The organism is Breoghania sp. L-A4 (assembly GCF_003432385.1).
Lineage (GTDB): Bacteria > Pseudomonadota > Alphaproteobacteria > Rhizobiales > Stappiaceae > Breoghania.
In genome coordinates this window covers 2,562,677-2,586,790 of record NZ_CP031841.1, presented here as the reverse complement: position 1 = coordinate 2,586,790, position 24,114 = coordinate 2,562,677, and the positions used below count along the sequence as shown (strand labels likewise).

21 protein-coding genes and 1 pseudogene are annotated in these 24,114 nt (G+C 63.9%); 8 read left to right on the top strand and 14 right to left on the bottom strand.

Going from position 1 to position 24,114, the window contains the following annotated elements; translation table 11 throughout:
• Positions 1–203 precede the first annotated feature (203 nt).
• Positions 204–842: a sulfotransferase family 2 domain-containing protein gene (locus D1F64_RS11860; RefSeq protein ID WP_162901493.1), complete on the top strand. Its 639-nt coding sequence runs from the start codon at positions 204–206 to the stop codon at positions 840–842.
• A 212-nt stretch (positions 843–1,054) separates the two neighbouring features.
• Complete coding sequence (locus D1F64_RS11855; protein WP_162901492.1) at positions 1,055–2,050, top strand: glycosyltransferase family 10; 996 nt, start codon at positions 1,055–1,057, stop codon at positions 2,048–2,050.
• A 49-nt stretch (positions 2,051–2,099) separates the two neighbouring features.
• On the opposite strand, the gene aspS is transcribed toward D1F64_RS11855, so the two are convergent.
• On the bottom strand, positions 2,100–3,881 hold the full coding sequence (gene aspS / locus D1F64_RS11850) for an aspartate--tRNA ligase (RefSeq protein WP_117412620.1): 1,782 nt from the start codon (positions 3,879–3,881) through the stop codon (positions 2,100–2,102).
• 434 nt (positions 3,882–4,315) lie between these two features.
• Between aspS and rnd the strand changes: the two genes are divergently transcribed.
• Positions 4,316–5,509, top strand: a complete 1,194-nt coding sequence (rnd, locus tag D1F64_RS11845) for a ribonuclease D (RefSeq protein WP_117412619.1) — start codon at positions 4,316–4,318, stop codon at positions 5,507–5,509.
• Positions 5,510–5,525: 16 nt separating this feature from the next.
• Here rnd and D1F64_RS11840 read toward each other — a convergent pair whose 3' ends face one another.
• The 5 genes from D1F64_RS11840 to D1F64_RS11820 all read right to left on the bottom strand — a co-directional run bounded on the left by D1F64_RS11840 (position 5,526) and on the right by D1F64_RS11820 (position 11,788).
• Positions 5,526–7,046, bottom strand: a complete 1,521-nt coding sequence (locus tag D1F64_RS11840) for a Ppx/GppA phosphatase family protein (RefSeq protein WP_117412618.1) — start codon at positions 7,044–7,046, stop codon at positions 5,526–5,528.
• Between the two features lie 4 nt (positions 7,047–7,050).
• On the bottom strand, positions 7,051–9,282 hold the full coding sequence (locus D1F64_RS11835) for an RNA degradosome polyphosphate kinase (RefSeq protein ID WP_117412617.1): 2,232 nt from the start codon (positions 9,280–9,282) through the stop codon (positions 7,051–7,053).
• Between the two features lie 100 nt (positions 9,283–9,382).
• Positions 9,383–10,063, bottom strand: a complete 681-nt coding sequence (locus D1F64_RS11830; protein WP_117412616.1) for a hypothetical protein — start codon at positions 10,061–10,063, stop codon at positions 9,383–9,385.
• Complete coding sequence (locus tag D1F64_RS11825; RefSeq protein WP_117414565.1) at positions 10,060–11,154, bottom strand: AI-2E family transporter; 1,095 nt, start codon at positions 11,152–11,154, stop codon at positions 10,060–10,062. Before D1F64_RS11825 ends, D1F64_RS11830 begins: the two co-directional genes overlap by 4 nt.
• A 91-nt stretch (positions 11,155–11,245) precedes the next feature.
• Positions 11,246–11,788: a CDP-alcohol phosphatidyltransferase family protein gene (locus tag D1F64_RS11820; protein WP_117412615.1), complete on the bottom strand. Its 543-nt coding sequence runs from the start codon at positions 11,786–11,788 to the stop codon at positions 11,246–11,248.
• A 182-nt stretch (positions 11,789–11,970) separates the two neighbouring features.
• On the opposite strand from D1F64_RS11820, the gene purM reads away from it, so the two are divergent.
• A complete protein-coding gene (gene purM / locus D1F64_RS11815) occupies positions 11,971–13,053 on the top strand; it encodes a phosphoribosylformylglycinamidine cyclo-ligase (RefSeq protein WP_117412614.1) in 1,083 nt (360 codons plus the stop codon).
• Positions 13,050–13,715 carry a phosphoribosylglycinamide formyltransferase gene (gene purN, locus D1F64_RS11810; protein WP_117412613.1) on the top strand — a complete coding sequence of 222 codons (666 nt, stop codon included), beginning with the start codon at positions 13,050–13,052 and terminating at the stop codon, positions 13,713–13,715. The genes purM and purN overlap by 4 nt, the downstream gene beginning before the upstream one ends.
• Positions 13,716–13,730: 15 nt before the next feature.
• Here purN and D1F64_RS11805 read toward each other — a convergent pair whose 3' ends face one another.
• The 4 genes and pseudogenes from D1F64_RS11805 to D1F64_RS23350 form a co-directional block, all read right to left on the bottom strand.
• Positions 13,731–14,057: a hypothetical protein gene (locus D1F64_RS11805; RefSeq protein ID WP_162901491.1), complete on the bottom strand. Its 327-nt coding sequence runs from the start codon at positions 14,055–14,057 to the stop codon at positions 13,731–13,733.
• A gap of 70 nt (positions 14,058–14,127) precedes the next feature.
• Complete coding sequence (locus tag D1F64_RS11800; protein WP_117412611.1) at positions 14,128–16,206, bottom strand: molybdopterin oxidoreductase family protein; 2,079 nt, start codon at positions 16,204–16,206, stop codon at positions 14,128–14,130.
• Between the two features lie 309 nt (positions 16,207–16,515).
• A complete protein-coding gene (locus tag D1F64_RS11795) occupies positions 16,516–17,331 on the bottom strand; it encodes a YHYH protein (protein WP_205470446.1) in 816 nt (271 codons plus the stop codon).
• A gap of 159 nt (positions 17,332–17,490) precedes the next feature.
• A pseudogene (locus D1F64_RS23350) lies at positions 17,491–17,580 on the bottom strand (nucleoside-diphosphate kinase); the annotation flags it as partial.
• Between the two features lie 104 nt (positions 17,581–17,684).
• Between D1F64_RS23350 and D1F64_RS11785 the strand changes: the two are divergent.
• Complete coding sequence (locus D1F64_RS11785) at positions 17,685–18,260, top strand: DUF3291 domain-containing protein (protein ID WP_117412609.1); 576 nt, start codon at positions 17,685–17,687, stop codon at positions 18,258–18,260.
• 51 nt (positions 18,261–18,311) lie between these two features.
• On the opposite strand, the gene ndk is transcribed toward D1F64_RS11785, so the two are convergent.
• The 3 genes from ndk to D1F64_RS11770 all read right to left on the bottom strand — a co-directional run bounded on the left by ndk (position 18,312) and on the right by D1F64_RS11770 (position 20,132).
• Positions 18,312–18,734, bottom strand: coding sequence for a nucleoside-diphosphate kinase (ndk, locus tag D1F64_RS11780; protein WP_117412608.1), 423 nt, complete (start codon positions 18,732–18,734; stop codon positions 18,312–18,314).
• 157 nt (positions 18,735–18,891) lie between these two features.
• The gene (locus tag D1F64_RS11775; RefSeq protein ID WP_162901490.1) at positions 18,892–19,299 is read right to left on the bottom strand and encodes a hypothetical protein; all 408 of its coding nucleotides are present in this window, start codon (positions 19,297–19,299) and stop codon (positions 18,892–18,894) included.
• 140 nt (positions 19,300–19,439) lie between these two features.
• Entirely contained in the window at positions 19,440–20,132 is a 693-nt protein-coding gene (locus tag D1F64_RS11770) for a glutathione S-transferase family protein (RefSeq protein ID WP_117412606.1), read from the bottom strand.
• Between the two features lie 91 nt (positions 20,133–20,223).
• Here D1F64_RS11770 and D1F64_RS11765 point away from each other — a divergent pair, with 91 nt between their 5' ends.
• Positions 20,224–20,733: a DinB family protein gene (locus D1F64_RS11765; RefSeq protein ID WP_117412605.1), complete on the top strand. Its 510-nt coding sequence runs from the start codon at positions 20,224–20,226 to the stop codon at positions 20,731–20,733.
• A gap of 266 nt (positions 20,734–20,999) precedes the next feature.
• Here D1F64_RS11765 and D1F64_RS11760 read toward each other — a convergent pair whose 3' ends face one another.
• Positions 21,000–21,818, bottom strand: a complete 819-nt coding sequence (locus D1F64_RS11760; RefSeq protein WP_117414564.1) for a cyclase family protein — start codon at positions 21,816–21,818, stop codon at positions 21,000–21,002.
• A 175-nt stretch (positions 21,819–21,993) separates the two neighbouring features.
• Here D1F64_RS11760 and D1F64_RS11755 point away from each other — a divergent pair, with 175 nt between their 5' ends.
• Positions 21,994–23,880, top strand: a complete 1,887-nt coding sequence (locus tag D1F64_RS11755; protein ID WP_117412604.1) for an ABC-F family ATP-binding cassette domain-containing protein — start codon at positions 21,994–21,996, stop codon at positions 23,878–23,880.
• Positions 23,881–24,114 lie beyond the last annotated feature (234 nt).

The window sequence follows — 24,114 nt, the reverse complement described above, 5'->3', positions numbered from 1 at the left end:
TGCGTTCTTCGACAGAAGTCAATTGACCCAATGATGGTCATCACCTGAAATTGGATCGAGACATGTTTGGGATAGGCCGGTATTTCAAATCGCACGCCTTCGACCTCGCAAGGCGAAGCGAGAGAAACAAATACGATCTCGGTGGCTACTTTGAGTACGGGATATTCGAGCGGACGCTGTGTTACTCATCCACGCATAATCTGATGTATTTCAAGGTTGGACGCGCCGCGTCAACCTCGATCATTGCGATAATGACACAACTTCAGATCGGAGACACAGCCGGCCGCATCTCGGATGCGGCCAGGTTTGTCGACACGGCCTGGACGTTGTTTCCGAAAAGCAACATCTGTGACGAGGTGAACTTCCGGCTTTTCAATCCGGGTCTTCGACGGTTCACCGTCGTCCGAAATCCCCTGGATCGATTGTGCTCGTTCTACAATCTTCTCAATCACACGGCAGATACCCCAGCGACGTACCCGCGCCTGCGCCGCGCGACGGATCCGATGAGGCACAACAAGCGGATTCATGAAGAGAGTCTGGAAGACTATCTGCAACGGATCATCCAGTTGCCGGATGCTGAGATGGACGAACATATCCGCCCCCAGGCCTCTTTGGTGCGTCTTGACCAGGTGAAATACGATCACATCTGCCGCTTCGAAAACCTGAATTGCGACATGTCGGAAATGTTCACGGCACTCGACTTGCCGAGCTCTTATCTCGAACAGTTTAAGCGGCCGATCAACAGCTCGAACCACGTCAAGTCCGGCGCAATGATCCCGCCCGCTCTCAAACGGAAGGTCGAAGAGCGGTATCACCGTGACTACGAGACATTCGGATACTGACGCTGTGCGGTCCAGCGGCTCCATGTAAAGCAAAGCGGAGATCCCAAGTTCCTGTTTCTGCAGGTTAGCACAAACTCAGTCCCGCACGGCGCGTCCCCGATGATTCCATGCCATATCGTTGCCGGAGGCAGGAATCGGTTGATCCAGATCCCGATCCGGCGTTCATTGCGCCGATTCCGACAACCGGACATGGACAGGATCAGGCTTCCCTCATGCGCACCATTGGCTATGTGACTCCGGACAACAACGAGGCGATGTTCGCCCTCACGCCGGAGGGGGACGGGCGACTGGGTGCGTTGCGTTTTGTCGGAGCCGATCTTCTGCATGAAGCCGACTGGCTGGTCGTCAATGGCGACACGGGCGTGCCGATCCCCACGACCATTCCGCGGTCCCGCAGATTGCTGTTCTTGTCCGAACCGCCGGAAGTCCTGCGCCTGACGCGCGGGTTCGTGGAGCAATTCGGCACAATCGTCGGCGGCGTCGATGTTCCTGGCTATTCCGGGATGCAGTTCCGCTCGCATCCCGCCATTCACTGGTTCTTCAGCGGGTCCATCACTGCCAGGGGATGGCAGCAGACGATGAGCTACGCCGAGCTTCGCGACCTGCCGCCGCCCGGAGACAAGCAGACCGCCATTTCCGTGGTGCTGTCGAAAAAGACCCAGACGCCGCAACACCGGGCGCGGCTCGTGTTCGTCGAGGCGCTGCAAAAGCGCTTTCCGGACAGGGTGAAGGTCTTCGGCTCCGGGTTCGAGCGGATCGACCAGAAGGCCGACGCGATCCTGCCGTACAAGTATCATCTGGCGCTGGAAAACAACGACATTCCACATTTCTGGACGGAGAAGCTGGCCGACGCCCTGCTCGGCTGGTCCCTGCCCGTTCATGCCGGCTGCAAGAACGTGAGCGGCTATTTTCCGCCAAAATCCTTCGTCCCGCTCGATCTTCAAAACCAGAATGAGGCAATGGACACCGTCGCCCGGCTGTTGGACTCCGATCCCTATGACGATCATCTGGATGCCATTGCCACGGCGCGGCGCAGTCTCATCGAGGAGCACACCGTGTTCGCGGTGGCGCGCCGGGTGATCGAGGCGATCGAACCCGGATGCCGCTACGACGCGCCCACCGATGGCGAGATCATCCGCCCCGACCTTGCGTTTCGCTTCTGGAAACGCGTGCGACGCTACTTCCGGCCAAAGAAAAAGGCCGGCTGAACGGACAGCCGGCCTGTGTTTCGTGTTCTGTCGAGCGCGAAACCCCGCTCTACTCCGGCAGGTTGAGCCGGATGTGCAGATCGCGGAGCTGGGCGGGGCTGGCTTCCGCCGGCGAGCCCATCAGGAGATCGGCGGCCTGCTGGTTCATCGGGAACAGCGTCACCTCGCGCAGGTTCTTCGCACCCACCAGCAGCATGACGATGCGGTCGATGCCCGCGGCCATGCCGCCATGCGGCGGCGCGCCGTAATGGAAGGCGCGGTAGAGGCCGCCGAAGCGCTCCTCGACCACCTCGGCATCCAGCCCGACGATACCGAACGCCTTAATCATGACTTCCGGCACATGGTTGCGAATGCCGCCCGAGGCGATCTCGAAGCCGTTGCAGACCAGATCGTACTGCCAGGCTTTAATGTTCAGCGGGTCCTCGTTCTCCAGCGCGCCCAGGCCGCCGCGCGGCATGGTGAAGGGGTTGTGGCCGAAATCGACCTTCTTTTCCTCTTCGTCCCACTCGTAGAACGGGAAGTCGACGATCCATGCGAGCGCGAATCGATCGGTGTCGATGAGGTTGAGGTCCTCGCCGACACGGGTCCGTGCGCTGCCGGCGAAGCCGGAAAACTTCTTCGGATCACCGGCGGCGAAGAAACAGGCATCTCCCGGCTTCAGGCCGAGCTGCAGGCGGATCGCCTCGGTGCGCTCGGGGCCGATATTCTTGGCCACCGGACCCGCGCCCTCGACCTTGCCGTCCTCAAGGCGCCAGAAGATATACCCCAGACCCGGCTGGCCTTCCTTCTGAGCCCAGGAGTTCATGCGGTCGCAAAAGGCGCGGCTGCCGCCCGTCGGCGCCGGAATGGCCCACACCGCGCCGCGCGGATCGTTGGCGAGGATGTTGGCGAAGACCTTGAAGCCAGAGCCGCGGAACTGTTCCGACACGTCCTGCATCTCGATCGGGTTGCGCAGGTCCGGCTTGTCGGAGCCGTATTTCAAAATCGCCTCGTCATACGGAATGCGCGGGAAAACCTGCGTGACGGGCTTGCCGCCGGAGAACTCCTCGAACACACCCTTGAGCACCGGCTCCATGGCCTCGAAGACGTCGTCCTGTTCGACAAAGCTCATTTCCAGGTCGAGCTGGTAGAACTCTCCCGGCAGCCGGTCGGCGCGCGGGTCCTCGTCGCGGAAGCACGGGGCAATCTGGAAGTAGCGATCAAAGCCCGACATCATCAGCAACTGCTTGTACTGCTGCGGCGCCTGCGGCAGTGCGTAGAACTTGCCGGGATGAATCCGCGAGGGCACCAGGAAGTCGCGCGCGCCTTCAGGAGACGATGCGGTGAGGATCGGCGTCTGGTATTCGGTAAAGCCGATCTCGCCCATGCGGTTGCGGATCGAGGAGATGATCTTCGAGCGCGTCTTGATGTTGGCGTGCAGCGTCTCGCGGCGCAGATCGATGAAGCGGTACTTCAGCCGCGTCTCTTCCGGGTATTCCTGCTCGCCGAACACCGGCAGCGGCAGTTCCTTGGCCGCGCCGAGCACTTCCAGTTCGCGGATGAAGACCTCGATGTGGCCCGTCGGCAGATTGGTGTTGATGGTCTCGTCGGTGCGCTTCTTGACCTCGCCGTCGATCCGCACGACCCATTCGGAACGCACCGTTTCGGCCAGCTTGAAAGCACTGGAATCGGGGTCGACCACGCATTGCGTCAGACCGTAATCGTCGCGCAGGTCGATGAACAGCAGGCCGCCGTGATCGCGCACACGGTGCACCCATCCGGAGATGCGGATGCTCTCGCCAACGTGGGTTTCGCGCAGCTCTTCGCAGGTGTGGCTCCGGTAGCGATGCATGGATTCCTCGGGCGATTTTCAAGGGCCGCAGGCCGGAATTCTGGATCAGCCGCGCGCCGGTAAATGACCGCCGCAGAAGACATGCCACGCCGCCAATGTCAAGGGTGCGGGCCCGTCCGGGCTGCGTGTCGGAGGCCTCCCGCATGGCGCGCCGCGTCCGAGATTGACGCCGCCACGAACCCTCGTCGCAGACGCTTTCGAGGACCCTTCCGATCCGGCCATTGGTCACGAATCGTCACACGCCGTCATGGCACATGGCCAACTGCACCTTGACGGAGCCGCTGTTTGGACGCGAGATGGACATCCTTTCCGTGAAAAGCGCCGTCCCGCCCGCGCCGGCCGGCTTAATTTCACTCATTCGGCGGGTCTACCGGGCCGCATACCCCGTTACAGGGCGACACGGTGGAAATCCTGCGCTATAGCTGCGAACCATCATGAAACCAATCACAACCACTGAAGAACTCGCCACCGCCTGCAGCGGATTTGCCCGCCACGAATATGTGACGGTGGACACCGAGTTCATGCGCGAGAGCACCTTCTGGCCGAAACTGTGCCTGATCCAGCTTGCGGGTCCGGATGACGCGGTGACCGTCGATCCGATGGCCGAAGGCATTGATCTTGAGCCGTTCTTCGCCTTGATGCGCGACGAAGGCGTGATCAAGGTGTTCCACGCCGCCCGCCAGGACATCGAGATCGTCTACCATCTGGGCAATTTCGTGCCCCATCCCGTGTTCGACACCCAGGTGGCCGCGATGGTCTGCGGGTTCGGCGATTCGATCTCCTACGACCAGTTGGTCGGCCGGGTCAGCGGCGCGCGGATCGACAAGACCCACCGGTTCACGGATTGGGCGCGCCGGCCGCTGACCGACAAGCAGCTCACCTACGCCCTGGCCGACGTGACGCATCTGCGCGACGTCTACCGGTTCCTGCAGGCCAATCTCGAGGAACAGGACCGCAGCCACTGGGTGCGCGAGGAGATGGAAGTCCTCACCTCGCCGTCGACCTACGAGATGCACCCCGAAAACGCCTGGAAGCGCCTCAAGATGCGCGTGCGCAAGCCGATCGAGCTTGCCGTGATGCGTGATCTCGCCGCCTGGCGCGAGGTCGAGGCCCAGCGCCGCGACGTGCCGCGCGGCAGGGTCCTGAAGGACGATGCCATCTATGAACTCGCCTCGCAGCAGCCCAGGGATGCCGGGGCGCTGGCGGCCTTGCGCACGATCCCGCGCGGCTACGAGCGGTCGAAGTCGGCGGAAGACATTCTCGCCGTGCTGCGCAAGACATTGAAAACGCCCAAGGAAGATCTGCCGGAACTGCCGCGCGGCAAGGCCGCGCCCGACGGATCCGCCGCCGCGGTCGATCTGCTGAAGGTGCTGCTGAAGCTGACGACCGAGGCTGAAGGCGTGGCGGCGAAGATCATCGCGACGGTTGATGATCTGGAAAAGATCGCTGCCGACGACAAGGCCGACGTGCCGGCGCTGTCGGGCTGGCGTTACGAGCTGTTCGGCAAGGACGCATTGAAGCTCAAGCGCGGCGAAATCGCCCTCGCCTTCCAGGGAAAGCGCATCATCTCGGTCGACAGGGTGTTGGGCGACGACGCCGAAACGCAAGCCAAGACGGCGGCCGAATAGCCGCCGCAACGCTTGCTTACGACAGAACCCGGATCGCGGCGTTCAGACCGAACATCTTTGCCAGCCGCGACAACCGCTTGGCCAGCCGCTCGCCATCCAGCGCGCCAAGCTCCGGCGGCAACCGCAATTCCAGCGTCCCGTCAACAACCGCAAGCCCCGTGCGTCCGATGATGCCCGGTGCGGACCCCGTGATCAGATAGGCGACGCGCAGGCTGGCGCCCAGGGTACGCGCACGCTCCTTGAGCCGCAGGGACGCCAGCTCACGGAACCCCGGGCTCAACGCTTCGTCGAAGGGACCCGCATGCCGGTAATAGACCGCCAGCGCGAGATAGGCCCGACCGGGATGGTCGACGCCGGTGAAGGCGGCGTTCGATATGATGCTGAGGCTCTGCTCGCCGCGATATTCGGGATGCGCGCGCCAACCGATGTCGGCCAGCAGGCAGGCGGTGGTGCGCAGCCGCTTCTCCTCGTCGGTTTCCTCGACCTCGAGCACGGAGAAGGCATTCTCCGTCCAGGTCACGAGCTCGCGCGCATGGCGTGGTGAACGGGCGCGCAGCAGCGCGAATTCGTGGCCGGCCGTCAACAGCGGATCGAGGATCTTTTCCTCCTCCGGCAACTGGTCGTAGAGCAGCCCCTCGCGCACGCCCAGCGCGGACATGACGATGCGGCTCGGCCGGACACGGCGGATTACCTGCTCGAGTACGGCCGCGCCATAGGGCAGCAGGGGACGGCGCTGCTTCGAGACCACCTCGATGCAGTCAAGCGCGCCGATGTCCGAATGGGTGATCACCTTGCAGAACTCGAGCGCCTCATCGGCTTCGATCGAGTAATGGTCGATGACATGCAGCGGATATCCGGTCTGCGCCATGTGAAGGCGCGCCAGGGAGCGCCAGGTGCCGCCCACCGCATAGAACGCGCGTCCCGTGCCGATGGACAGCCAGTCGGCGCCTTCCAGCGCTTCGCCGACCAGCGCGACCGCCTTCTTGATCGACCCGCCGGCCGCTTCCTGCAACCGAATGCCGCCCAGCGGATAGGTCAGGCCCTTGCCGATCTCGCGCCCGGTGACGGAGACCAGCTCCAGGCTTCCGCCGCCGAGATCGCCGACGATGCCGTCCGGCTTCCACATGCCGGCGATGACGCCAAGCGCCGACTGATAGGCCTCGTCCTTGCCGGTGAGCATCTTGACGGTCGTGCCGCAGATGTCCTCGACCCGGTTCAGGAACTCCCGTCCGTTCTCGGCATCCCGCACGGCGGCCGTCGCCACGATCAGCAGCTTGACGACGCCGATCTGGTCGCACAACTGGCGGAAGCGCATAAGCGCCCGCAGCGCGACGTCGGCGGCCTCATCGGAAAGACGGTTCGTCGTGCCCACACCGCGGCCCAAGCCGGCGAGCACCTTCTCGTTGAAAAGCACCGTGGGTGCCCGAGACAGGCGTTCATAGACGACAAGCCGGATGGAGTTGGACCCGATATCAATGACGGCGACCGCGCCCTCGCCGGGCAGTCGACCCGGAGCAGCGTCGTCGGAGACCATCATGCTATCAAGTGTGCTTCTTTGTGCGTCCGCCAAAAAGCTTTGGGGAATGATTTCTGAGTGCTTTGCCACGGCCCGACAGTGATGGGTAGGTCATGAAGTATTGGTGTGCGTTGAATGGTTCTTCGCCATTTTGCGGCACTATGCGCTCATGGCCTCCGTCGGGCAAGACGCGCCAGCTGTGCTGGTTGTCTTTCATGTTGGCAACCATGATCTGTTCGAGAATCTGCTCGTGAACCGTGGGATTTTCAATCGGCGTGGCGGCTTCCACCCGCCGGTCCAGGTTGCGCGGCATCATATCGGCCGAGCTGATGTAAATTTTGGCGTCCGCCGACGGCAGCCCCGAGCCATTGCCGAAGCAGAAGATGCGGCTGTGTTCGAGAAAGCGGCCGACGATCGATTTCACCCGGATATTCTCCGACAGACCCGGAATGCCGGGCCGCAGGCAGCAGATGCCGCGTATCACCAGATCGATCTGCACGCCCGCGCAGCTCGCGTCGTAAAGCGCGTCGATGATCGTGCCATCGACGAGCGCGTTCATCTTCATCCAGATCTGGGCCGGACGCCCGGCGCGCGCATGCTCGATTTCGGCCTTTGTCAGATCGAGAACCCTCGCGCGCAGACTGATCGGCGAAATCGCCACCTTCTGCAGCGCCACCGGTTCCGCGTATCCGGTGATGTAGTTGAAGATCTTCGCCACATCCTGGGCAATCACCGGATCGGCGGTGAAGAACGAAAGATCGGTGTAAATCCGCGCGGTGATCGGGTGATAATTGCCGGTGCCGATGTGGCAGTAGCTGGTCAGCTTGCCCTGTTCGCGCTTCACCACCATCGACAGCTTTGCGTGCGTCTTGAACTCGATGAACCCATAGACGACCTGCACGCCGGCGCGCTCCAGATCGCGCGCGAGCCGGATGTTCGCCTCTTCGTCAAAGCGGGCCTTCAACTCAATGAGCGCCGTCACCGACTTGCCCGACTCGGCCGCTTCGGAAAGCGCCTTGACGATGGGCGAGTCGCTCGACGTGCGGTACAGCGTCTGCTTGATCGCGACGACATCGGGATCCTGCGCGGCCTGGCGCAGGAACTGAACCACCACGTCAAAGGATTCGTAAGGATGGTGAACGAGAAAATCCTTCTCGCGGATGGCGGCGAAGCAGTCGCCGCCATGCTCACGCACCCGCTCGGGAAACCGCGCCGTATAGGGCGGGAACTTCAGATCATCCCGCTCGACCTTCACCAGCTCTGACAGATCGTTCAGCGCCAGAAGCCCCTCCGTGAGGAACACGTCGCTTTCCTCGACGCCCAGCGCGCTCGCCACGAAGTCGCGCAGCGGCTCCGGAGTGGCCGCTTCGATTTCAAGCCGGATCGCGGATCCGCGGCGACGCTGCTTGAGCGCGCTTTCGAACAGCCGCACCAGATCCTCCGCCTCTTCCGAGATTTCCAGATCGGAATCGCGGATCACCCGGAAGGCGCCCTGCCCGCGAATCTCGTAGCCGGGAAACAGCCGCGTGATGAACAACCCGAGCGTATTCTCGATGGTGATGAAGCGGTGCGATCGCGTGCGCCGGTTGTCCGCGTTGGGAAGCGCCACGAAACGCTGCAACTGACCGGGAATGCGCAACAGCGCCGTCATGTTGGCGCGGCCCGACTTCTTCTGCAGATCGAGGATCAGCGAGAAGCCGAGATTGGGAATGAACGGGAAAGGATGCGCGGGATCGATCGCAAGCGGCGTCAGCACCGGAAAGATTTGGGCGAGGAAATAGGTCTCGAGCCACGCCTTGTCTTTGGCGGAGAGCCCATCCGCCTCCACCAGCACAATGCCCTCGGACGCCAGATTGCCCTTGAGGGACCGCCAACTGCCCTGCTGCTCGCTTTGCAGCGTCTTCACCGCGGCGCCGATCTTGACAAGTTGCTCGCTCGGAGTGCGGCCGTCGTCGCTGACGGTGCGCACGCCCGCGCGGTCCTGCGCCTTCAGGCCGGCAAAGCGGACCATGAAGAACTCATCGAGATTGTTCGCGGAAATCGACAGGAACCGCAGCCGCTCAAGCAGCGGGTGCTGTTCATTGGACGATTCATCGAGGACGCGATGGTTGAACTGCAGCCACGACACTTCGCGATTGATAAAGCGCTCCGGGCTTTGGCGCAGGTCCACGGGGGCTTCGGGGACCTTTGCGGCAGTCCGTGTCTCTGCGCGTGCCGGAGCACTGGTCTTGTTCGCGGGGGCCGTCGCGTCTTCCATGCATCATCTCCAAAGGTGGAATTGTCATACATAGAACGGAATTATGACATTCTTTTCATCGCCGCGCGGTTATCCCAGCGGATTTCTTGGTTCGCGCACGCTATTCGAGCGCGCTCAAGACCTCTGCCGCGATCTTGCGGTTGATCTTCTTCCGCGCGGCAAGCGCCGCCCGGTCGAGATCGGCGACAATCCTGTTGGCGGCTTCCAGCGAGCGCTCCATGCGCACCACCAGGAAGTCGATCACCGTCGCCTCCACCGGCAACTGACGATCGGCAAACAGCTTGACCAGCACCCGGCGCAACAAGTCGTCATCCGGCTCACGCACCTCCACCGGCGTCGCCAGCCGCAGCCTCGAGGCCAGATCCGGCAGATCGAGATTCCAGGACGCCGGCCAGGTGCGGCTGGTCAGCAGCATCGAATGCCCCGCCTCGCGGGTGGCGTTCATCAGGTGGAACAGGGCCGTCTGGTTCAGACCGTTCTGATGGGCGTCTTCAAGCGCCACGGGGCCGCTGCGTGCGAGCGCGGCGATGTCGATGCGCCCGAGATCGCTGGCGGCGACGACGCTGGCCTGCGAACACTCCCGCCAGATCGAGACCAGGTGGCTTTTCCCCGCGCCCACGGGACCGGCGATCAGCGCATAGGCGGACGGCCAGTTCGGCCAACTGACGACGAGCTCGAACGCCGCGCGGTTGGAATCCCCGACCAGAAAATCATCGCGCCCGAGCGCCGCTTCATGCGGCAGCTCGAAGGGAAGTTGGGCCGGATCACCGTTCGCGCTCATTGCTCGGCGCTCTCTGTTCCGGAACGGGCATGCGCCGTACCGTGATACAGCGCGCTGTTCAGATACCGCTCCAGGGCGTACCGGGCAAGCACCGCGATCGCGGCCGACGCGGGCACGGCGATCAGCATGCCCACGAAGCCGAAAAGGTAGCCGAAGGCGAAAAGCGCGAACATCAACCACACCGGATGCAGTCCGACCCGTGTTCCCACCAGCTTCGGCTGAAGGATGTTACCCTCCAGAAACTGGCCAACCATGAAGATCCCAAGCACGATCGCCACCATGGTCCAATCGGGCCAGAACTGCACGAAGGCGACGACCAGCGACACCACCAGTCCCAGCGTCGCGCCGACGAACGGAATGAAGCTGACGAGCCCCGCCCCGATGCCGATCAGCAGGCCGAAGTTCAACCCGACCAGCACCAGCCCGATTGCATAGAACGCGCCGAGCAGCAGGCAGACGCTGATCTGTCCGCGCACGAACCCCGACACGGCCGCGTTCATCTGCCCTGCCAGCCGCAGGATCTCGTCGCGGTGGTCGCGCGGCAACCAGCCGTCGATCTTGTCCACGATGCCGTTCCAGTCATGGATCAGGTAGAAGGCGACGACCGGGGTCACCACGATCAGCGAGACAAGCGAAATCAGCGCCTGTCCGCCGCTCCACAGCGACTTCAGGATGTCGCCGAGCCAGCCGGCGCCCTGCCCCATCAGATTGCCCAGTGATGACTTCAGATCCTGCGTCGTCATGCCGGTAAGCCGGCCCAGCCTGTCACCCAACTGGTCGAACAGAACTTCCTGTAACCGCTGCACGTAGCCAGGCATGTCGGTAATCAGTCCCGACAACTGATGGCCCAGCACCGGCACCAGCATGACGAGGAAGGTCACGAACAACAGCACGAAGACGAACAGGATGGTCAGCGTGGCCAGCAGCCGGCTGAAGCCATATGCCTCCAGCCTGTCCGCGACCGGATCGAGCAGATAGGCCAGCGCCATACCCGCGACGAACGGCAAAAGGATCGCGCGGAACACCAGGAGAAAGCCGACGAAAGCCGCGAATGCGAGAAGCCAGAAGAAGATGTGCTTTTTGAGACTCATCGGTTCCGGCATCCCTGTTGCCGGCGAAGACGGGCCCTTGCCTGCGCCATCCGCCGGTTTCATTGCACGTCAAGCCGCGGCCCGCGCCCGGTCACCGGTGCGGTTCCGCCGCCATGTGGCGAATCCACTCCATGAGATAGGCCCCGGTGGAGATCACCGTCAACAGCCCGGTCAATCCGACCATCAACACCTTCGTCGCTCCGAGCGGCACCGCGAAGGCATGCGAGCCCAACACCATGCTCGCCAGCACGATCTGCGCGACCGTGTTGGCTTTCGAGACCATAAGCGGCCGGATTGTGACGGGACGGGCCAATGTCCACGACAAAATCACCGCGCCGACGATCAGGATATCGCGGCTGACCACCGCAATCACCAGCCAGGCGGGCAATTCTCCGACAATCGCCAGACAGACATAGATGGTCACCAGCAACGCCTTGTCGGCGAGCGGATCGAGATAGGCGCCGAGTTCCGACGCCCCGCCCAGATGCCGCGCGATCAGCCCGTCGACCGCGTCCGATGCGCCGGCGATCACGAACACCCAGAAGGCCCACAGCAGATTGTGTTCGATGATCAGCCAGACGATCAGCGGCACCAAAAAGAGCCGGAACAGAGAGATCAGATTGGGAACCGTCATTTGCCGTCACCCCGGCGCCAGGACATGCCGCAAAACATGCGCGAGAGCCGCCAGATGCGGCCCGCGCGTGATTCGATCCAGCGTGAGAAGCTAACCATCATTGGGGTGCGGCGCTAATCCCGTTTGACTCTGGAGCGGGCAATCGGTTGGATGCGCCGAATCGTAACCGGGAACTCGCATCCATGAGCGACAAAAGCGCGGGCGCCGACGGCGGCCTGACCTATGCGCAATCAGGCGTCGACATCGACGCCGGCAACGCCCTCGTCAAGAAAATAGCCCCCTTTGTGAAGGCGACGGCGCGGCCGGGTGCGGACAGCGACATCGGTGGCTTCGGCGGATTGTTCGACCTGAAGGCCGCGGGCTTTGTCGATCCGATCCTGGTCGCGGCCAACGATGGCGTCGGCACCAAGCTGAAGATCGCGATCGAGACCGGCATTCACGACACCGTCGGCATCGATCTTGTCGCCATGTGCGTCAACGATCTCATAGTACAGGGTGCCGAGCCGCTGTTTTTCCTGGATTACTTCGCCTGCGGCCGGCTCGACGTCGAGGCGGCGGCGAGCATCGTCCAGGGCATCGCCAAGGGCTGCACGATCTCCGGCTCGGCGCTGATCGGTGGCGAGACGGCGGAGATGCCCGGCATGTATGCCGATGGCGACTATGATCTCGCCGGATTCTCCGTCGGCGCCGTGGAGCGCGGCGCGCTGCTGCCGCGCCCCGATATCGGCCCGGGCGACGTCATTCTGGGTCTGGCCTCCAACGGCGTGCATTCCAACGGCTTCTCGCTGGTGCGCCATATTGTCGAAGCCTCCGGCCTTGGCTGGGACGCACCCGCCCCCTTCGACGAGAGCAAGACGCTGGGCCGCGCGCTGCTGGAGCCCACCCGGATCTACGTCAAGCCGCTGCTGGCCACCCTGAACAAGACCGTTGGCATCAAGGCGCTGGCGCATATCACCGGCGGCGGCCTGCCGGAAAACCTGCCCCGCGTATTGCCGAAAACGGCAACGGCACGCATCGATCTCGGCGCGCTGCCGAAGGTTCCCGTGTTCAACTGGCTGGCGTCGACAGGCAATGTGGCCGAACCTGAAATGCTGCGCACCTTCAACTGCGGCATCGGCATGGTCGTTGTCGTCGCGGCCGACGCGGCCGATGAAGTCACCCGGCTGCTCACGGCTGAAGGCGAGACGGTCGTCCGCCTCGGCGAGATGGTCGAGCGCGCCGATGAGCCCGTGGTCTTCACGGGCACGACGGGTTTCAACGCGTGAGCGCGCGCGGCAAGAAGCGCGTCGCCATTCTGATTTCGGGCCGCGGCTCGAACATGGTGGCGCTGCTGGACGCCGCGCGCGACCCGGCCTTCCCGGCCGACATCGTTCTTGTCGCCTCCAACCGTCCCGATGCGGCGGGACTGGCGCACGCCAAAACGGCCGGCATCCCGACCGTATCCATCGACCACACGGCGTACGGCAGGGACCGCGCCGCCTTTGACGCCGCCATGAACGCGGTGCTCGTCGAGCATGACGTGGAGCTTGTGTGTCTCGCCGGCTTCCTGCGGCTGCTGACGCCGGGCTTCGTCGAGGCGTGGTCAGGGCGCATGATCAACGTCCACCCGGCGCTGCTGCCGTCCTTCAAGGGTCTGGATACCCATGCGCGGGCGCTTGAGGCCGGCGTCAAGATCCACGGCGCCACGGTTCATTTCGTTTCAAGTGAAATGGATGCCGGCGCCATCATCGTGCAGGGCGCGGTGCCGGTTCTCGATGCCGACACCGAAGACGCCCTCGCCGCCCGCGTTCTGGCCGTCGAGCATGCGATCTACCCGATGGCGCTCGGCTGGGTGGCCTCGGGCCGCGCGCGCCTCAATGGCCAGCGCGTGACGCTTGAAGCGCAGGCGGCGGTGACGGCGGGGACGCTCATCTGGCCCGCCGGCTGATCCGCCAAACGCCTGTTACTTGCACATTTGCAATGCCGCGGCGAGTTCGCGGCGCATGCCGCGCGGCAGCGACGAGCCGAAGCTGACGTTTGCGATGTCGCTCGGGCTCAACGCCTCCAGAGCCTTCTTGGACGCGCACTGGCAGCGCTTGACCACGCCATCGGAATTGCGCTGGCGGCGGTATTCGTCGTTCACGCAGCGATCCAGCATCATGACGCGCGCGGTATCGCGGCCCTTGGCAAAGGCCGGCGGCGCGATCTGGAGGCTCAGGGCCAGCGTGGCGATTGCCGGAATGGCCAAAAGACCCGGACGGAGGAATGCGGCTGTTATTCTTGCAGGCATGCGTCTTCCTTGTTGCTTCGCAAGTGGCCGGGGCGGTTCATGGTCTGCGCCACTGCGGCCGGGGGCCTTGTCAATCAAGCCGGATCCACACGTGACTGTCGTGAAACGCGGCGCCGCCATAGGGCGCGGTCGGATCGGCGCCTGTCAGCGTATTGATTCCCCGCCCGTCGACAAAGGCCGAATTCGGCCAGATGCCTTCCGAGACCACCACACCGGGCAGAACACCGTCAAAAATACGGGCATGCAACCGCACCGCGCCGCGTTCGTTGCCCATCCGTATGGCGTCCCCCTCGCCCACGCCGATGCGCGCGGCTTCATCGGGATGCAGCAGCACCTCCGGCCGGCCTTCCTTCTTCCTTGAGCCTTCCGTTTCGTTGAACGTGGAATTGAGGAAGGAGCGCGCGGGCGCGGTCACCAGCCGGAAGGGATGCGTCGCGTCGCTGTCCTCGATCACCGGCCAGAAGTCCGGCAATTCGGGCATATCGCTCCACGGTCCCTTGGCGCCGTCGTTGGGCGCGGGCGTCTTCGTCCAGTCCGGCCGGAAATGGAACTTCTTGTCCGCATGGCCGAAACCGTCGAGATAATGCGCCTGCCGGAATTCCGGCTGCAGATCGAGCCAGCGGTCGCGTTCCAGCGTGTCCCAATCCCCATAGCCCGACGCCTTCAACATCCAGTCGATGTGCTCGCGCGCGCTCAATGCGTTGCCTGGATGCTCGACACCCAACCGCGTCATCAGTTCATTGAGAACGAAAAGGTTTTCCCGCGCCTCGCCGGGGCCGTCGATCAGCTTCGGCCCGAGTTGCAGATACTGGTGGCCGCCGCCCTTGTAGATGTCGTCATGTTCGACAAAGCTCGTCGCCGGCAGCACGACGTCAGCCATGGCGGCGGTCTCGGTCATGAACTGCTCATGCACGCAAACGAACAGATCGTCACGCGCAAAGCCCCGCTTCACCTTTTCCTGCTCGGGCGCCACCGACACCGGATTGGTGTTCTGCACCAGCATGGCGGTCACCGGCGGCCCGCCCTCCAGCGCCTCCGGCTCGCTGCACAGGATCGCGCCGATGCGCGACTGATCGAGCAGGCGCACGGACGGATCGCGCCGCTCGGGCGCCTCGATCATCCGCTTGTCGAGCTTGTAGATTGCGCCGTTGTTGTGGAACGCGCCGCCGCCCTCGTATTGCCAGCAGCCGGTGACGCAGGCGATCGACGCCGCCGCGTGCATCGACACGGTGCCGTTGCGCGAACGCGTGAACCCATAGCCCAGGCGGAAATAGCTGCGTTTGGTATTGCCCACCAGATGCGCGAAGGCCTCGATCTCGGCGACCGAAAGCCCGGTGATCGCGGCCGCCCATTCCGGCGTGCGGCTTTTGACGTGCTCCGCCAGATCATCCGGGCAATCAGTGTAGCGGCGCAAATAGTCCCAGTCGGCCAGCCCATCGCGAAACAGCACATGCATCGCGGCGCAGGCCAGCGCCGCGTCGGTGCCCGGCTTGAGCACCAGCCCCATGTCCGCCTGTTTCATGGTGCCGGTGTTGTAGACGTCGATGACCACGATCTTCGCGCCGCGGGATTTGCGCGCCTTCACCGCGTGGGTCATCACGTTGATCTGGGTGGAGACCGCGTTCGTCCCCCAAATCACCACGCAGTCCGCCAGCGCCATTTCGCGCGGATCCGGGCCCGCGAGCAGGCCCGTGCCGGCGATATAGCCCGTCCAGGCATTGTTGGTGCAGATGGTGTCGAACTGGCCGCTGTAACGCTTGGTATGGCGCAGGCGATGAATGCTGTCGCGCTGCACCAGCCCCATGGTGCCGGCATAGTGATAGGGCCACACCGTCTCCGATCCCAGGGCCTGTTCCGCTTTCAGGAATTTCTCGGCCACCAGGTCCAGCGCATCATCCCAGGACATCGGCTCGAACCGCCCCTCGCCCACGCGGCGCAGCGGCCGCGTCAGCCTGTCAGGGTGATGGGTGCGGTCCGCATAGCGCGCGACCTTGGCGCAGATCACCCCGTCGGTATAGGCGTTGTCGGCGGCGCCCCGGACCCGGCCGATGGTGGACGGCCCCAGCACGTCGACTTCGAGCGCGCAGGTCGACGGACAGTCGTGCGGACAGGCCGACGCGCGGGTGAGCGGATAGACGGGCTTGTTCATGAGGCGGCGATCTCCTTACAGGAGACGGAGAATCCGTGGGCCGGCATCCCGTGTCAAGCGGACACCGGAGATCCGGCGTCCGCGGCGCTCCAAAGCGTCAGGGACGCGGGGGCGGCGGAAAACCGTTGGGAGGAGGCGGAAAGCCGTTCGGCGGGCCGTCGAAGCCGGAGCGCCCGCCCGGGCCGCCTGGCCGGCCATCAGGTCCCCTGCCAGCGAGTCCCCTGCGGCCAGGCCCTTCCGCGCGGCGCTGGAAGGAGGCGTCCGGCGTTCCCTTGAAGCAGCGCGGGACGAACGGAAAGCTGCTGGTGATCACATAGTGATAGGTACCCTGGGGATATTCCGGCGTGACGCCGGTACGGCCGTTGCAGTCATCGAGATCGCCGCTGCCCTTGGCATAGGCAAAATCCTGCGTAAACGAGCCGTCGGGTCGTCCCCCCGGCCCGCCGCGGCGGGTGCCCCCTTCAACCGGTAACTGGAGCGCAGCTTGACCAGCTTGCCGCTGGGCCTGTCCGGATTGGCGTAGCCGTAGGGGCCGTAGATCGGAAATCCGTCCGCCGCATAGCCGACCAGAACGGGCGCGGAGGCGGAGGAATAATGCGCCAGCAGGCCGACCGGGATGCCGTGGTAGTGATAGGCGCCGTTGGGCTGCACATGGGCGTTGTTGCGGTCCAGCCCCAGATTGAGCGGCCCGCCGATCGCCTCGTAATTCCAGCCCGATCTTGGATCGTTGTTCCAGAATTCCGCCGTGCCGGGATCGAACAGCACGCCGTTCAGCGCCACGCCGAAGGGCTGCCGCACGAGCTGCGTCGTGCGCCCGCTCTTGCGCGGCCTGGCCGGCACCGTGAACTGATAGTTCTGCCGCCGGATGCTGTTGGGATTGTTGCGGTTGGGAAAGCGGCCTGTCTTGTGATCGGGCAGCCCATTCGCGGAAATCACCCGCGTGTTGCCGCGCACCGTGATTGTCGCCGCGGCCTCGGCATCGGGGACCAGCGCCTGGCCCAGCAACTCGAGCGCGCTTGGCGGATGAACGGGATGCTCGCCACCGAGTGAGGCGTCGTCGTCATGCGCCCAGGCGCCGCCGCTCAAAAGGACAATCGATGCGGTCGCGCAGATTTTCCGAAACATGGGTCCCTCCAGACGGGCTGTCCGTCATCCCCTGTCTCCTTGGTGCCAGTCCCTTGCTCCGAAATCAAATGACAATGCGTCCATGTTTCCGCGCGCGGCCGGGCACAAAAAAGCCGGCGCGACGGCCGGCTTTCTCACATCCATCGAGAGCGGCTGGGGTCAGCCGACGATCTCGGTCTCGGAGAACCAGTAGCCGATCTCGCGGGCCGCGGTTTCAACGGCGTCGGAGCCGTGCACCGAGTTCTCGCCGGGGAGGCAACGATTCTCGCGCACGTCTTGCGATTCGCGCCGGAATACGGTCGAATGGCGCGCCATCCGCCACGACGCGATCCTCACGCAGCTTATGGATCCTCATGCAGCCACGCATTGCCCTCTACACCTTCGGCCAGTTCCGCCTGCCCGCCGACGATCCGGCAAATGACGGTTTCCACGCGCGCAACGACGCGAACCTGGCCGCCGCTGAGGCCGCGGACGGATTCATGGCGCGGTCCGGCTACGCCGATGAGCCGGGTCCGGACGTCTGGGGCGAGCAGGTCTATCCGCGCTTTCATGTCGAGCGCGGCGACGGCTGGGCGCCGTCCACCCTGTCGCTGTGGCGCGACCTCGCCTCACCGATGGCCTTCGCCTATGCCGGCATTCACGCCGAGGCGATGCGCCATGGCCGCGACTGGTTCGACAAACCGGCCTGGCCGCCGCTGGTGCTGTGGTGGGTGGCGGGCGATCACACGCCGGAGTGGGCCGAAGCGGTCATCCGCCACGAGCACCTGCATGACCACGGGCCGAGCGTCCATGCCTTCACCTTCAAGGCACCTTTCGACGCGAACGGCCATCGTTGCCAGGTCGATCGCGAGGCGGTGAAACGGTTGATGCGCGCGAACGCCGACCGCCATGCCGCCGCGGGTCGAGCTTCGGCCGAAATCAGCGCATGAGAAAGCCGGCGCGACGGCCGGCTTTTTCACATCCATCGAAAGCGGCTGGGGTCAGCCGACGATCTCGGTCTCGGAGAACCAGTAGCCGATCTCGCGGGCCGCGGTTTCAACGGCGTCGGAGCCGTGCACCGAGTTCTCGCCGATCGACAGGGCGAAATCCTTGCGGATGGTGCCCTCATCGGCGTCGGCCGGGTTGGTGGCGCCCATGATCTCGCGGTTCTTGGCAACGGCGTTCTCGCCTTCGAGAACCTGAACGATGGTCGGGCCCGAGGACATGAATTCGGTCAGCTCGCCGAAGAACGGGCGCGCCTTGTGCTCGGCGTAGAAGCCTTCGGCCTCGCGCAGCGACATCCACACGCGCTTCTGCGCGACGACGGAGAGGCCTGCGGATTCCAGACGGTCGATGATCTTGCCGGTGATGTTGCGCTTGGTGGCGTCCGGCTTGATCATCGAGAAGGTGCGTTCGATGGCCATGGTTCTGGTCTTTCGTTCTGCGCAGTGGGCGTTCTGCGAATGGGGCGGTTGTGATGAAAATCGGCGCCCGATATCGAGCGCCGATGAAATTCCGGGCCGGTATACGCGCACGGCCAATTTCTCGCAAGGGGCAGGACGACAATCCCGCGCGCCCGGATCAGGACTTTGGCGAGATCAATCCAAGGCGCGGACAGTCGATGCCGGCGACAACGTGATTGTCGACCGTCTTGACCTGCGGGTTCGGGCCCCAGGGATCGGGGTCCTTTGCGAAAGACACGTAGTAGAGCAATTCGCCGCTCTTATCTCCAGCGATATTGCTCGCCGTGACGTGACCACACGAAATCAGATATCCATTTTTCGGGTGGACGACAGCTCTCGGCACCGCAAATACCGCGCTATCGGGAGCCTTGAGCTTTGTTTTTACCGCCTCTTGATAAACGGACATCTGCGCCTCGTTCAAGGCGACGTAGTCCGAGCTCTTGATGTCGTATGGCTCCGATTTGCAGCCAGCCAGAAGAAACGTCGCCAGAACAACAATCTTCACACTACGAATTTTCGACGCCATTTATTTAACCTTTACTACAATACGAAAATGAAATTCAGATCCAGATACCCATCTCTTGATGGGCACCACTCTGAATTGGATCGAATGCATTGATAAGCGAAATGCTCAGAACAGCCAACCGCAGCCCGGGATCGCCTTGTTCAAGCCGCCGCCGGCGTCTTGTGCCCCAGATGATTGTGCAGCTCAAGGCAACGGCCGAACCATTCCGTCACCGGATCGTCGTCTTCGAGCAACCGGAAGGAACTCACCACGCGCGGCCACTGCAGCGTGCCAAAGAGGATGTAGTCGGCGAACAGCGGCGCGTCGCCACCGAACCACGGCTGGTTCTTCAACATCTGGCGCACCGGCTGCAGCGCCTTGCGGAAGGTGTCCAGCCGCGCCTCGCGGCCCTCGTGCAGGGATTCCAGTGTGGTGCCGAAGCGTTTTTCGCGGCTCTCGCGGAAATACGCCTGGTCGTCCGGCCCCAGAATATCGTGAATGTCCTTCATCACCAGATTGCCGAGCGCGAAGTGCACCGTGGTGTTGACCCAGCTCTCGACGAATTTCGCGGCCGCCCGGCCACCCTCGCCGCCGAACAGCGACGGCCGGTCGGGATAGGTTTCCTCCAGATAGACCGCGATATCCCAGCTGTCGCTGATCGTGCGGTCCTCGTCCGAGATCACCGGCACGGTCGAGGACACGCCGCCGACCATCTCGCGGATCTTCGTGAACGGGGTCGCCCGCTCCTCGACGCCGAGATGCTTGTGCGCCAGGGCCATTTTCACGCGCCAGCAATAAGGGCTGAACCGCCGGGCCTCGTCGGCCCCGCACAAGTCGTAAAGTACAACGGGCATCTGGCGTCCTTTTGTGAATTTCCGCGCGCATGTCAGGCGTGCTGACGTATGATTTTGAGCGACCCTACTTGAGCTTTTCGCGGGAGAAAACATGAAAGCTTTTGTCACGATGATGGCTGGCTACAACGCCTGGGCCAACACCCGGCTTTATGCAGCCGTGGAGACATTGTCCGAAGCACAGTATTTTGAGGATCGCGGCGCCTTCTTCGGCTCGCTGCATGGCACGCTGAACCATATCTTGGTCGGCGACCACATATGGATGCACCGCTTCACCGGAGACGGCCCTCTTCCGGCGCAGCTCGACACCGTCCTGCACGACACATTGACGGCCCTGCGCGCCGCCCGCGAGGCCGAGGACGCGCGGATCATCGCCTACACCAACGGCCTCTCGGAGGCGGATCTGCGCCACACCTTCACCTACACGCCGGTCACCAGCCCCGAGCCCGTGACCCAGCCGCTGGCGCCCGCGCTGGCGCATCTGTTCAACCACCAAACCCATCACCGCGGCCAGGCGCACGGAATGCTCAGCCAACTCAGTGTCGACCCGCCGTCGCTGGACTTGATCCGGTATCAGCGCGAGAGGGGCGTGGGGATGGGGTGAGATCGCGGCACCTCACATCCGATGTCATCCGCCGGCCACAAAAAACCACGTCGTCATCCCGTGCGCGGTGCAGCGCGCGGTGCTGCTCCGCTGACACGGGATCCATACCGTGATGTCTCCATGCGGCGAGGCCAGGGTGATTGCACACGAGGACTGAGCCACGTGTCCGCGCCGACCCTTATCGGCATGGAAGCCGGGTCAAGCCCGGCACGACGGACGCGATTTCCGTGCTGCCCTCAGCCATCCATTCATGTCCAACGCAATACCTAAACCAGCGCGATCAGCCGGCTGGGGCCGCCGCTGGCGCCGGCGATTTTTGGGGCGCCGACCACCAGTGTCGCGCCCGTCGCCGGCACCTGATCAAGGTTGGCGACCGCTTCCATGCCCCAGCGCCCGGACGGCAGCCAGGCGTAGTGGGTGACGAAATCGGTCGACAATCCATAGTCGAGCGACAGCGTGTCCACCGCCATGCCGGTGACGCCGCGTTCCATCAGCAATTCGGTTGCTTCCAGAGCAAAGCCGGGGAAATGCATCTTGCCGTCGGCATCGGCGTTGCGGAACTTTTCGTTTCCAGCGAATTGATCCCAGCCGGAGTTCATCGCCACGCAGCCGCCCTGCGGCAATGGACCGTTGGCTGTCTCCCAGTCCAAAAGATCCTGCGCACTTACCTGATAGTCCGGGTCTGCGGCGGCCTGTGCCTTCACGTCGATAACGGCGAGCGGCAGCACGAGCTGGTCGACCGGCACGTCGGCCGCCGACGCCCCGTCCTTGGAGAAATGCAGCGGCGCGTCCATGTGGGTGCCGGTGTGCTCGACCAGATGCCAGCGGTTGACGTTGAACCCGTCCTCCTCAAAAGAAAACATCTTTTCGAATTCGATCTGGTTGCCGCCGAAATAGGTGGGAAAATTCTCCACCAGCCGGTGCGTCAGGTCGACGGCACGGCTGAAACTGGCGGGGGCCGCGCGCGCCGGCGGCGCAAAGGCCTGGAACGTGGCGGCGGTTGCGGCAGCCGCACCCGCGCCCTTGAAAAATCCGCGGCGCGACAACCGCGCGACAACCGCTTCCTGGCAACCCGGAACACACATGACGACGCTCCAAAGCAAGAGGCCCCCCGGCCCTGTGTAATTATACGAAGCGACATGCCGCAGCGGCAACCTCGGATACGCGCGAATACGGCCAAAACGGGTCGCAAAGTCACGTTCTTCGCACTGCACGCGTGATTGCTCTTGCAACGGGACACGGTCCGCGCCAAAAGGCGCCATGCTGCATGTCAACGAACTCACATACCGGATTGCCGGCCGTACCCTGCTTGACCAGGCCTCCGTCGTCGTGCCCGAGGGCGCGAAGGTCGGCTTGGTCGGTCGCAATGGCACGGGCAAATCAACGCTTTTCGGCCTGATCACCGGCGATCTGTCGCCGGAATCCGGCTCGCTCACGGTGCGCCGCAACGCGCGCGTCGGCCAGGTGGCCCAGGAAGCGCCCGGATCGGACATCTCCCTGATCGACGTGGTGCTGGCCGCCGACACCGAGCGCTCGGCGCTGCTGGCGGAAGCGGAGACCGCGACCGACCCGCACCGCATCGGCGAGATCCACATGCGGCTGGCCGACATCGACTCGCACACGGCGGAAGCGCGCGCCGGCTCGATCCTTCACGGGCTCGGCTTTTCGGCCGCCGCCCAGCAGCAACCCTGCTCTGCGTTTTCCGGCGGCTGGCGGATGCGCGTGGCGCTCGCCGCCGTGCTGTTCTCCGAGCCCGACCTGCTGCTGCTGGATGAGCCGACCAACTATCTCGATCTGGAAGGCACGCTGTGGCTGGAAACCTACATCGCGCGCTATCCCTACACCGTGCTGCTGATCTCGCATGACCGCGACCTGCTCAACAAGGCGGTGGACACCATCGTGCATCTGGACCAGCTCAAGCTGACGTCCTATCGCGGCGGCTACGACAATTTCGAGCGCCAGCGTCGCGAGAACATGGCGGTGCAGGAAAAGCATCGCGAGAAGCAGGAAACCCAGCGCAAGCATATGGAAGCGTTCGTCAATCGCTTCCGCGCCAAGGCGTCCAAGGCGCGCCAGGCGCAGTCGCGGCTGAAGATGCTCGAGCGCATGGAGCCGATCCAGGCGGCGGCCAACGACATGCGCCAGCCGATCTCCTTCCCGGAGCCCAAGGTGGTCCCCGCCCCGCCGCTGATCGCGCTCGAGGGCGCAAGCGTCGGCTATGATGGCAAGCCGGTGCTCAAGAACCTGAACCTGCGGCTGGACCCGGACGACCGGATCGCGCTGCTCGGCGCCAACGGCAACGGCAAGTCCACCTTCGCAAAGCTTCTGGCCGGGCGGCTGGAGCTGATTTCCGGCCATATGGCGCGGGCCAACAAGATGAAGATCGCCTATTTCGCCCAGCACCAGCTGGACGAACTGGTGCCCGAACACTCGCCGGTGCAGCACGTGCGCGCCCGCATGCCGGGCGAGCCGGAAGGCAAGGTGCGCGGCCGCGTCGCCCGCTTCGGTCTGCCGACCGACCGCATGGAAACCGCCGCCAAGGATCTCTCCGGCGGCGAAAAGGCGAGACTTTTGCTGGGCTTGGCCACGTTCGACGGACCCAACCTGCTGATCCTCGACGAGCCGACCAACCATCTGGACATCGACAGCCGCGAAGCGCTGGTCTTCGCGCTCAACGATTATCAGGGCGCGGTGATCCTGATCTCGCATGACCGGCATCTGGTGGAGGCGTCGGCCGACCGGCTGTGGCTGGTGGCCGACGGCACCGTAACCAATTACGACGGCGATATGGAAGAGTATCGCAAGATGATCCTGCAAGGCGGCAAGGGCGCCGACCGGGCCGGCGAAATGGACAAGCAGCAGCGCGGTTCGGCCCAGGACCGGCGCCGGGGGGCGGCGGAAAAGCGCGCCCAGCTGGCGCCATTGCGCAAGCAGATCCAGGCGGCGGAACGCAAGGTGGAGAAGCTGCAGGGCGACATCAAGCGCTTTGACAGGCTGCTCGCGGACCCGGAACTTTATGCCCGCGATCCGCTGAAGGCGACGCAACTCGCCAAGCGCAAGGCCGACACCGAGAAGGCCCTGGCCAGGGCCGAGGAAGACTGGCTCGGCATGACGTCTCAATACGAAGAGGCCACGGCGGCCGAATAGCCGCGCTGAAGCCGTACTGCCCGGGCATGCAAGGCGTTGGTGCGGGATGGCGCGCAAGCGGCCCATCCTTCGAGACGGGCCATCGGCCCTCCTCAGGATGAGGTCGATTGTTGTGGCCCGGCGGCATGCAATCTCTTGATTCACAACAAGAAAGCCTCATCCTGAGGAAGCCGCGCAGCGGCTGTCTCGAAGGATGCGCGGCGTGCTCCATCACCGATGCACGCTCCACCGGAC

Excerpts from the sequence above, each read along its gene's own strand:
- D1F64_RS11860 (WP_162901493.1), top strand. The coding sequence starts at position 204 with ATGTATTTCAAGGTTGGACGCGCCGCGTCAACCTCGATCATTGCGATA.
- D1F64_RS11855 (WP_162901492.1), top strand. The coding sequence starts at position 1,055 with ATGCGCACCATTGGCTATGTGACTCCGGACAACAACGAGGCGATGTTC.
- aspS (WP_117412620.1), bottom strand. The coding sequence starts at position 3,881 with ATGCATCGCTACCGGAGCCACACCTGCGAAGAGCTGCGCGAAACCCAC.
- rnd (WP_117412619.1), top strand. The coding sequence starts at position 4,316 with ATGAAACCAATCACAACCACTGAAGAACTCGCCACCGCCTGCAGCGGA.
- D1F64_RS11840 (WP_117412618.1), bottom strand. The coding sequence starts at position 7,046 with ATGATGGTCTCCGACGACGCTGCTCCGGGTCGACTGCCCGGCGAGGGC.
- D1F64_RS11835 (WP_117412617.1), bottom strand. The coding sequence starts at position 9,282 with ATGGAAGACGCGACGGCCCCCGCGAACAAGACCAGTGCTCCGGCACGC.
- D1F64_RS11830 (WP_117412616.1), bottom strand. The coding sequence starts at position 10,063 with ATGAGCGCGAACGGTGATCCGGCCCAACTTCCCTTCGAGCTGCCGCAT.
- D1F64_RS11825 (WP_117414565.1), bottom strand. The coding sequence starts at position 11,154 with ATGAGTCTCAAAAAGCACATCTTCTTCTGGCTTCTCGCATTCGCGGCT.
- D1F64_RS11820 (WP_117412615.1), bottom strand. The coding sequence starts at position 11,788 with ATGACGGTTCCCAATCTGATCTCTCTGTTCCGGCTCTTTTTGGTGCCG.
- purM (WP_117412614.1), top strand. The coding sequence starts at position 11,971 with ATGAGCGACAAAAGCGCGGGCGCCGACGGCGGCCTGACCTATGCGCAA.
- D1F64_RS11805 (WP_162901491.1), bottom strand. The coding sequence starts at position 14,057 with ATGCCTGCAAGAATAACAGCCGCATTCCTCCGTCCGGGTCTTTTGGCC.
- D1F64_RS11800 (WP_117412611.1), bottom strand. The coding sequence starts at position 16,206 with ATGAACAAGCCCGTCTATCCGCTCACCCGCGCGTCGGCCTGTCCGCAC.
- D1F64_RS11795 (WP_205470446.1), bottom strand. The coding sequence starts at position 17,331 with ATGTTTCGGAAAATCTGCGCGACCGCATCGATTGTCCTTTTGAGCGGC.
- D1F64_RS11785 (WP_117412609.1), top strand. The coding sequence starts at position 17,685 with ATGCAGCCACGCATTGCCCTCTACACCTTCGGCCAGTTCCGCCTGCCC.
- ndk (WP_117412608.1), bottom strand. The coding sequence starts at position 18,734 with ATGGCCATCGAACGCACCTTCTCGATGATCAAGCCGGACGCCACCAAG.
- D1F64_RS11775 (WP_162901490.1), bottom strand. The coding sequence starts at position 19,299 with ATGGCGTCGAAAATTCGTAGTGTGAAGATTGTTGTTCTGGCGACGTTT.
- D1F64_RS11770 (WP_117412606.1), bottom strand. The coding sequence starts at position 20,132 with ATGCCCGTTGTACTTTACGACTTGTGCGGGGCCGACGAGGCCCGGCGG.
- D1F64_RS11765 (WP_117412605.1), top strand. The coding sequence starts at position 20,224 with ATGAAAGCTTTTGTCACGATGATGGCTGGCTACAACGCCTGGGCCAAC.
- D1F64_RS11760 (WP_117414564.1), bottom strand. The coding sequence starts at position 21,818 with ATGTGTGTTCCGGGTTGCCAGGAAGCGGTTGTCGCGCGGTTGTCGCGC.
- D1F64_RS11755 (WP_117412604.1), top strand. The coding sequence starts at position 21,994 with ATGCTGCATGTCAACGAACTCACATACCGGATTGCCGGCCGTACCCTG.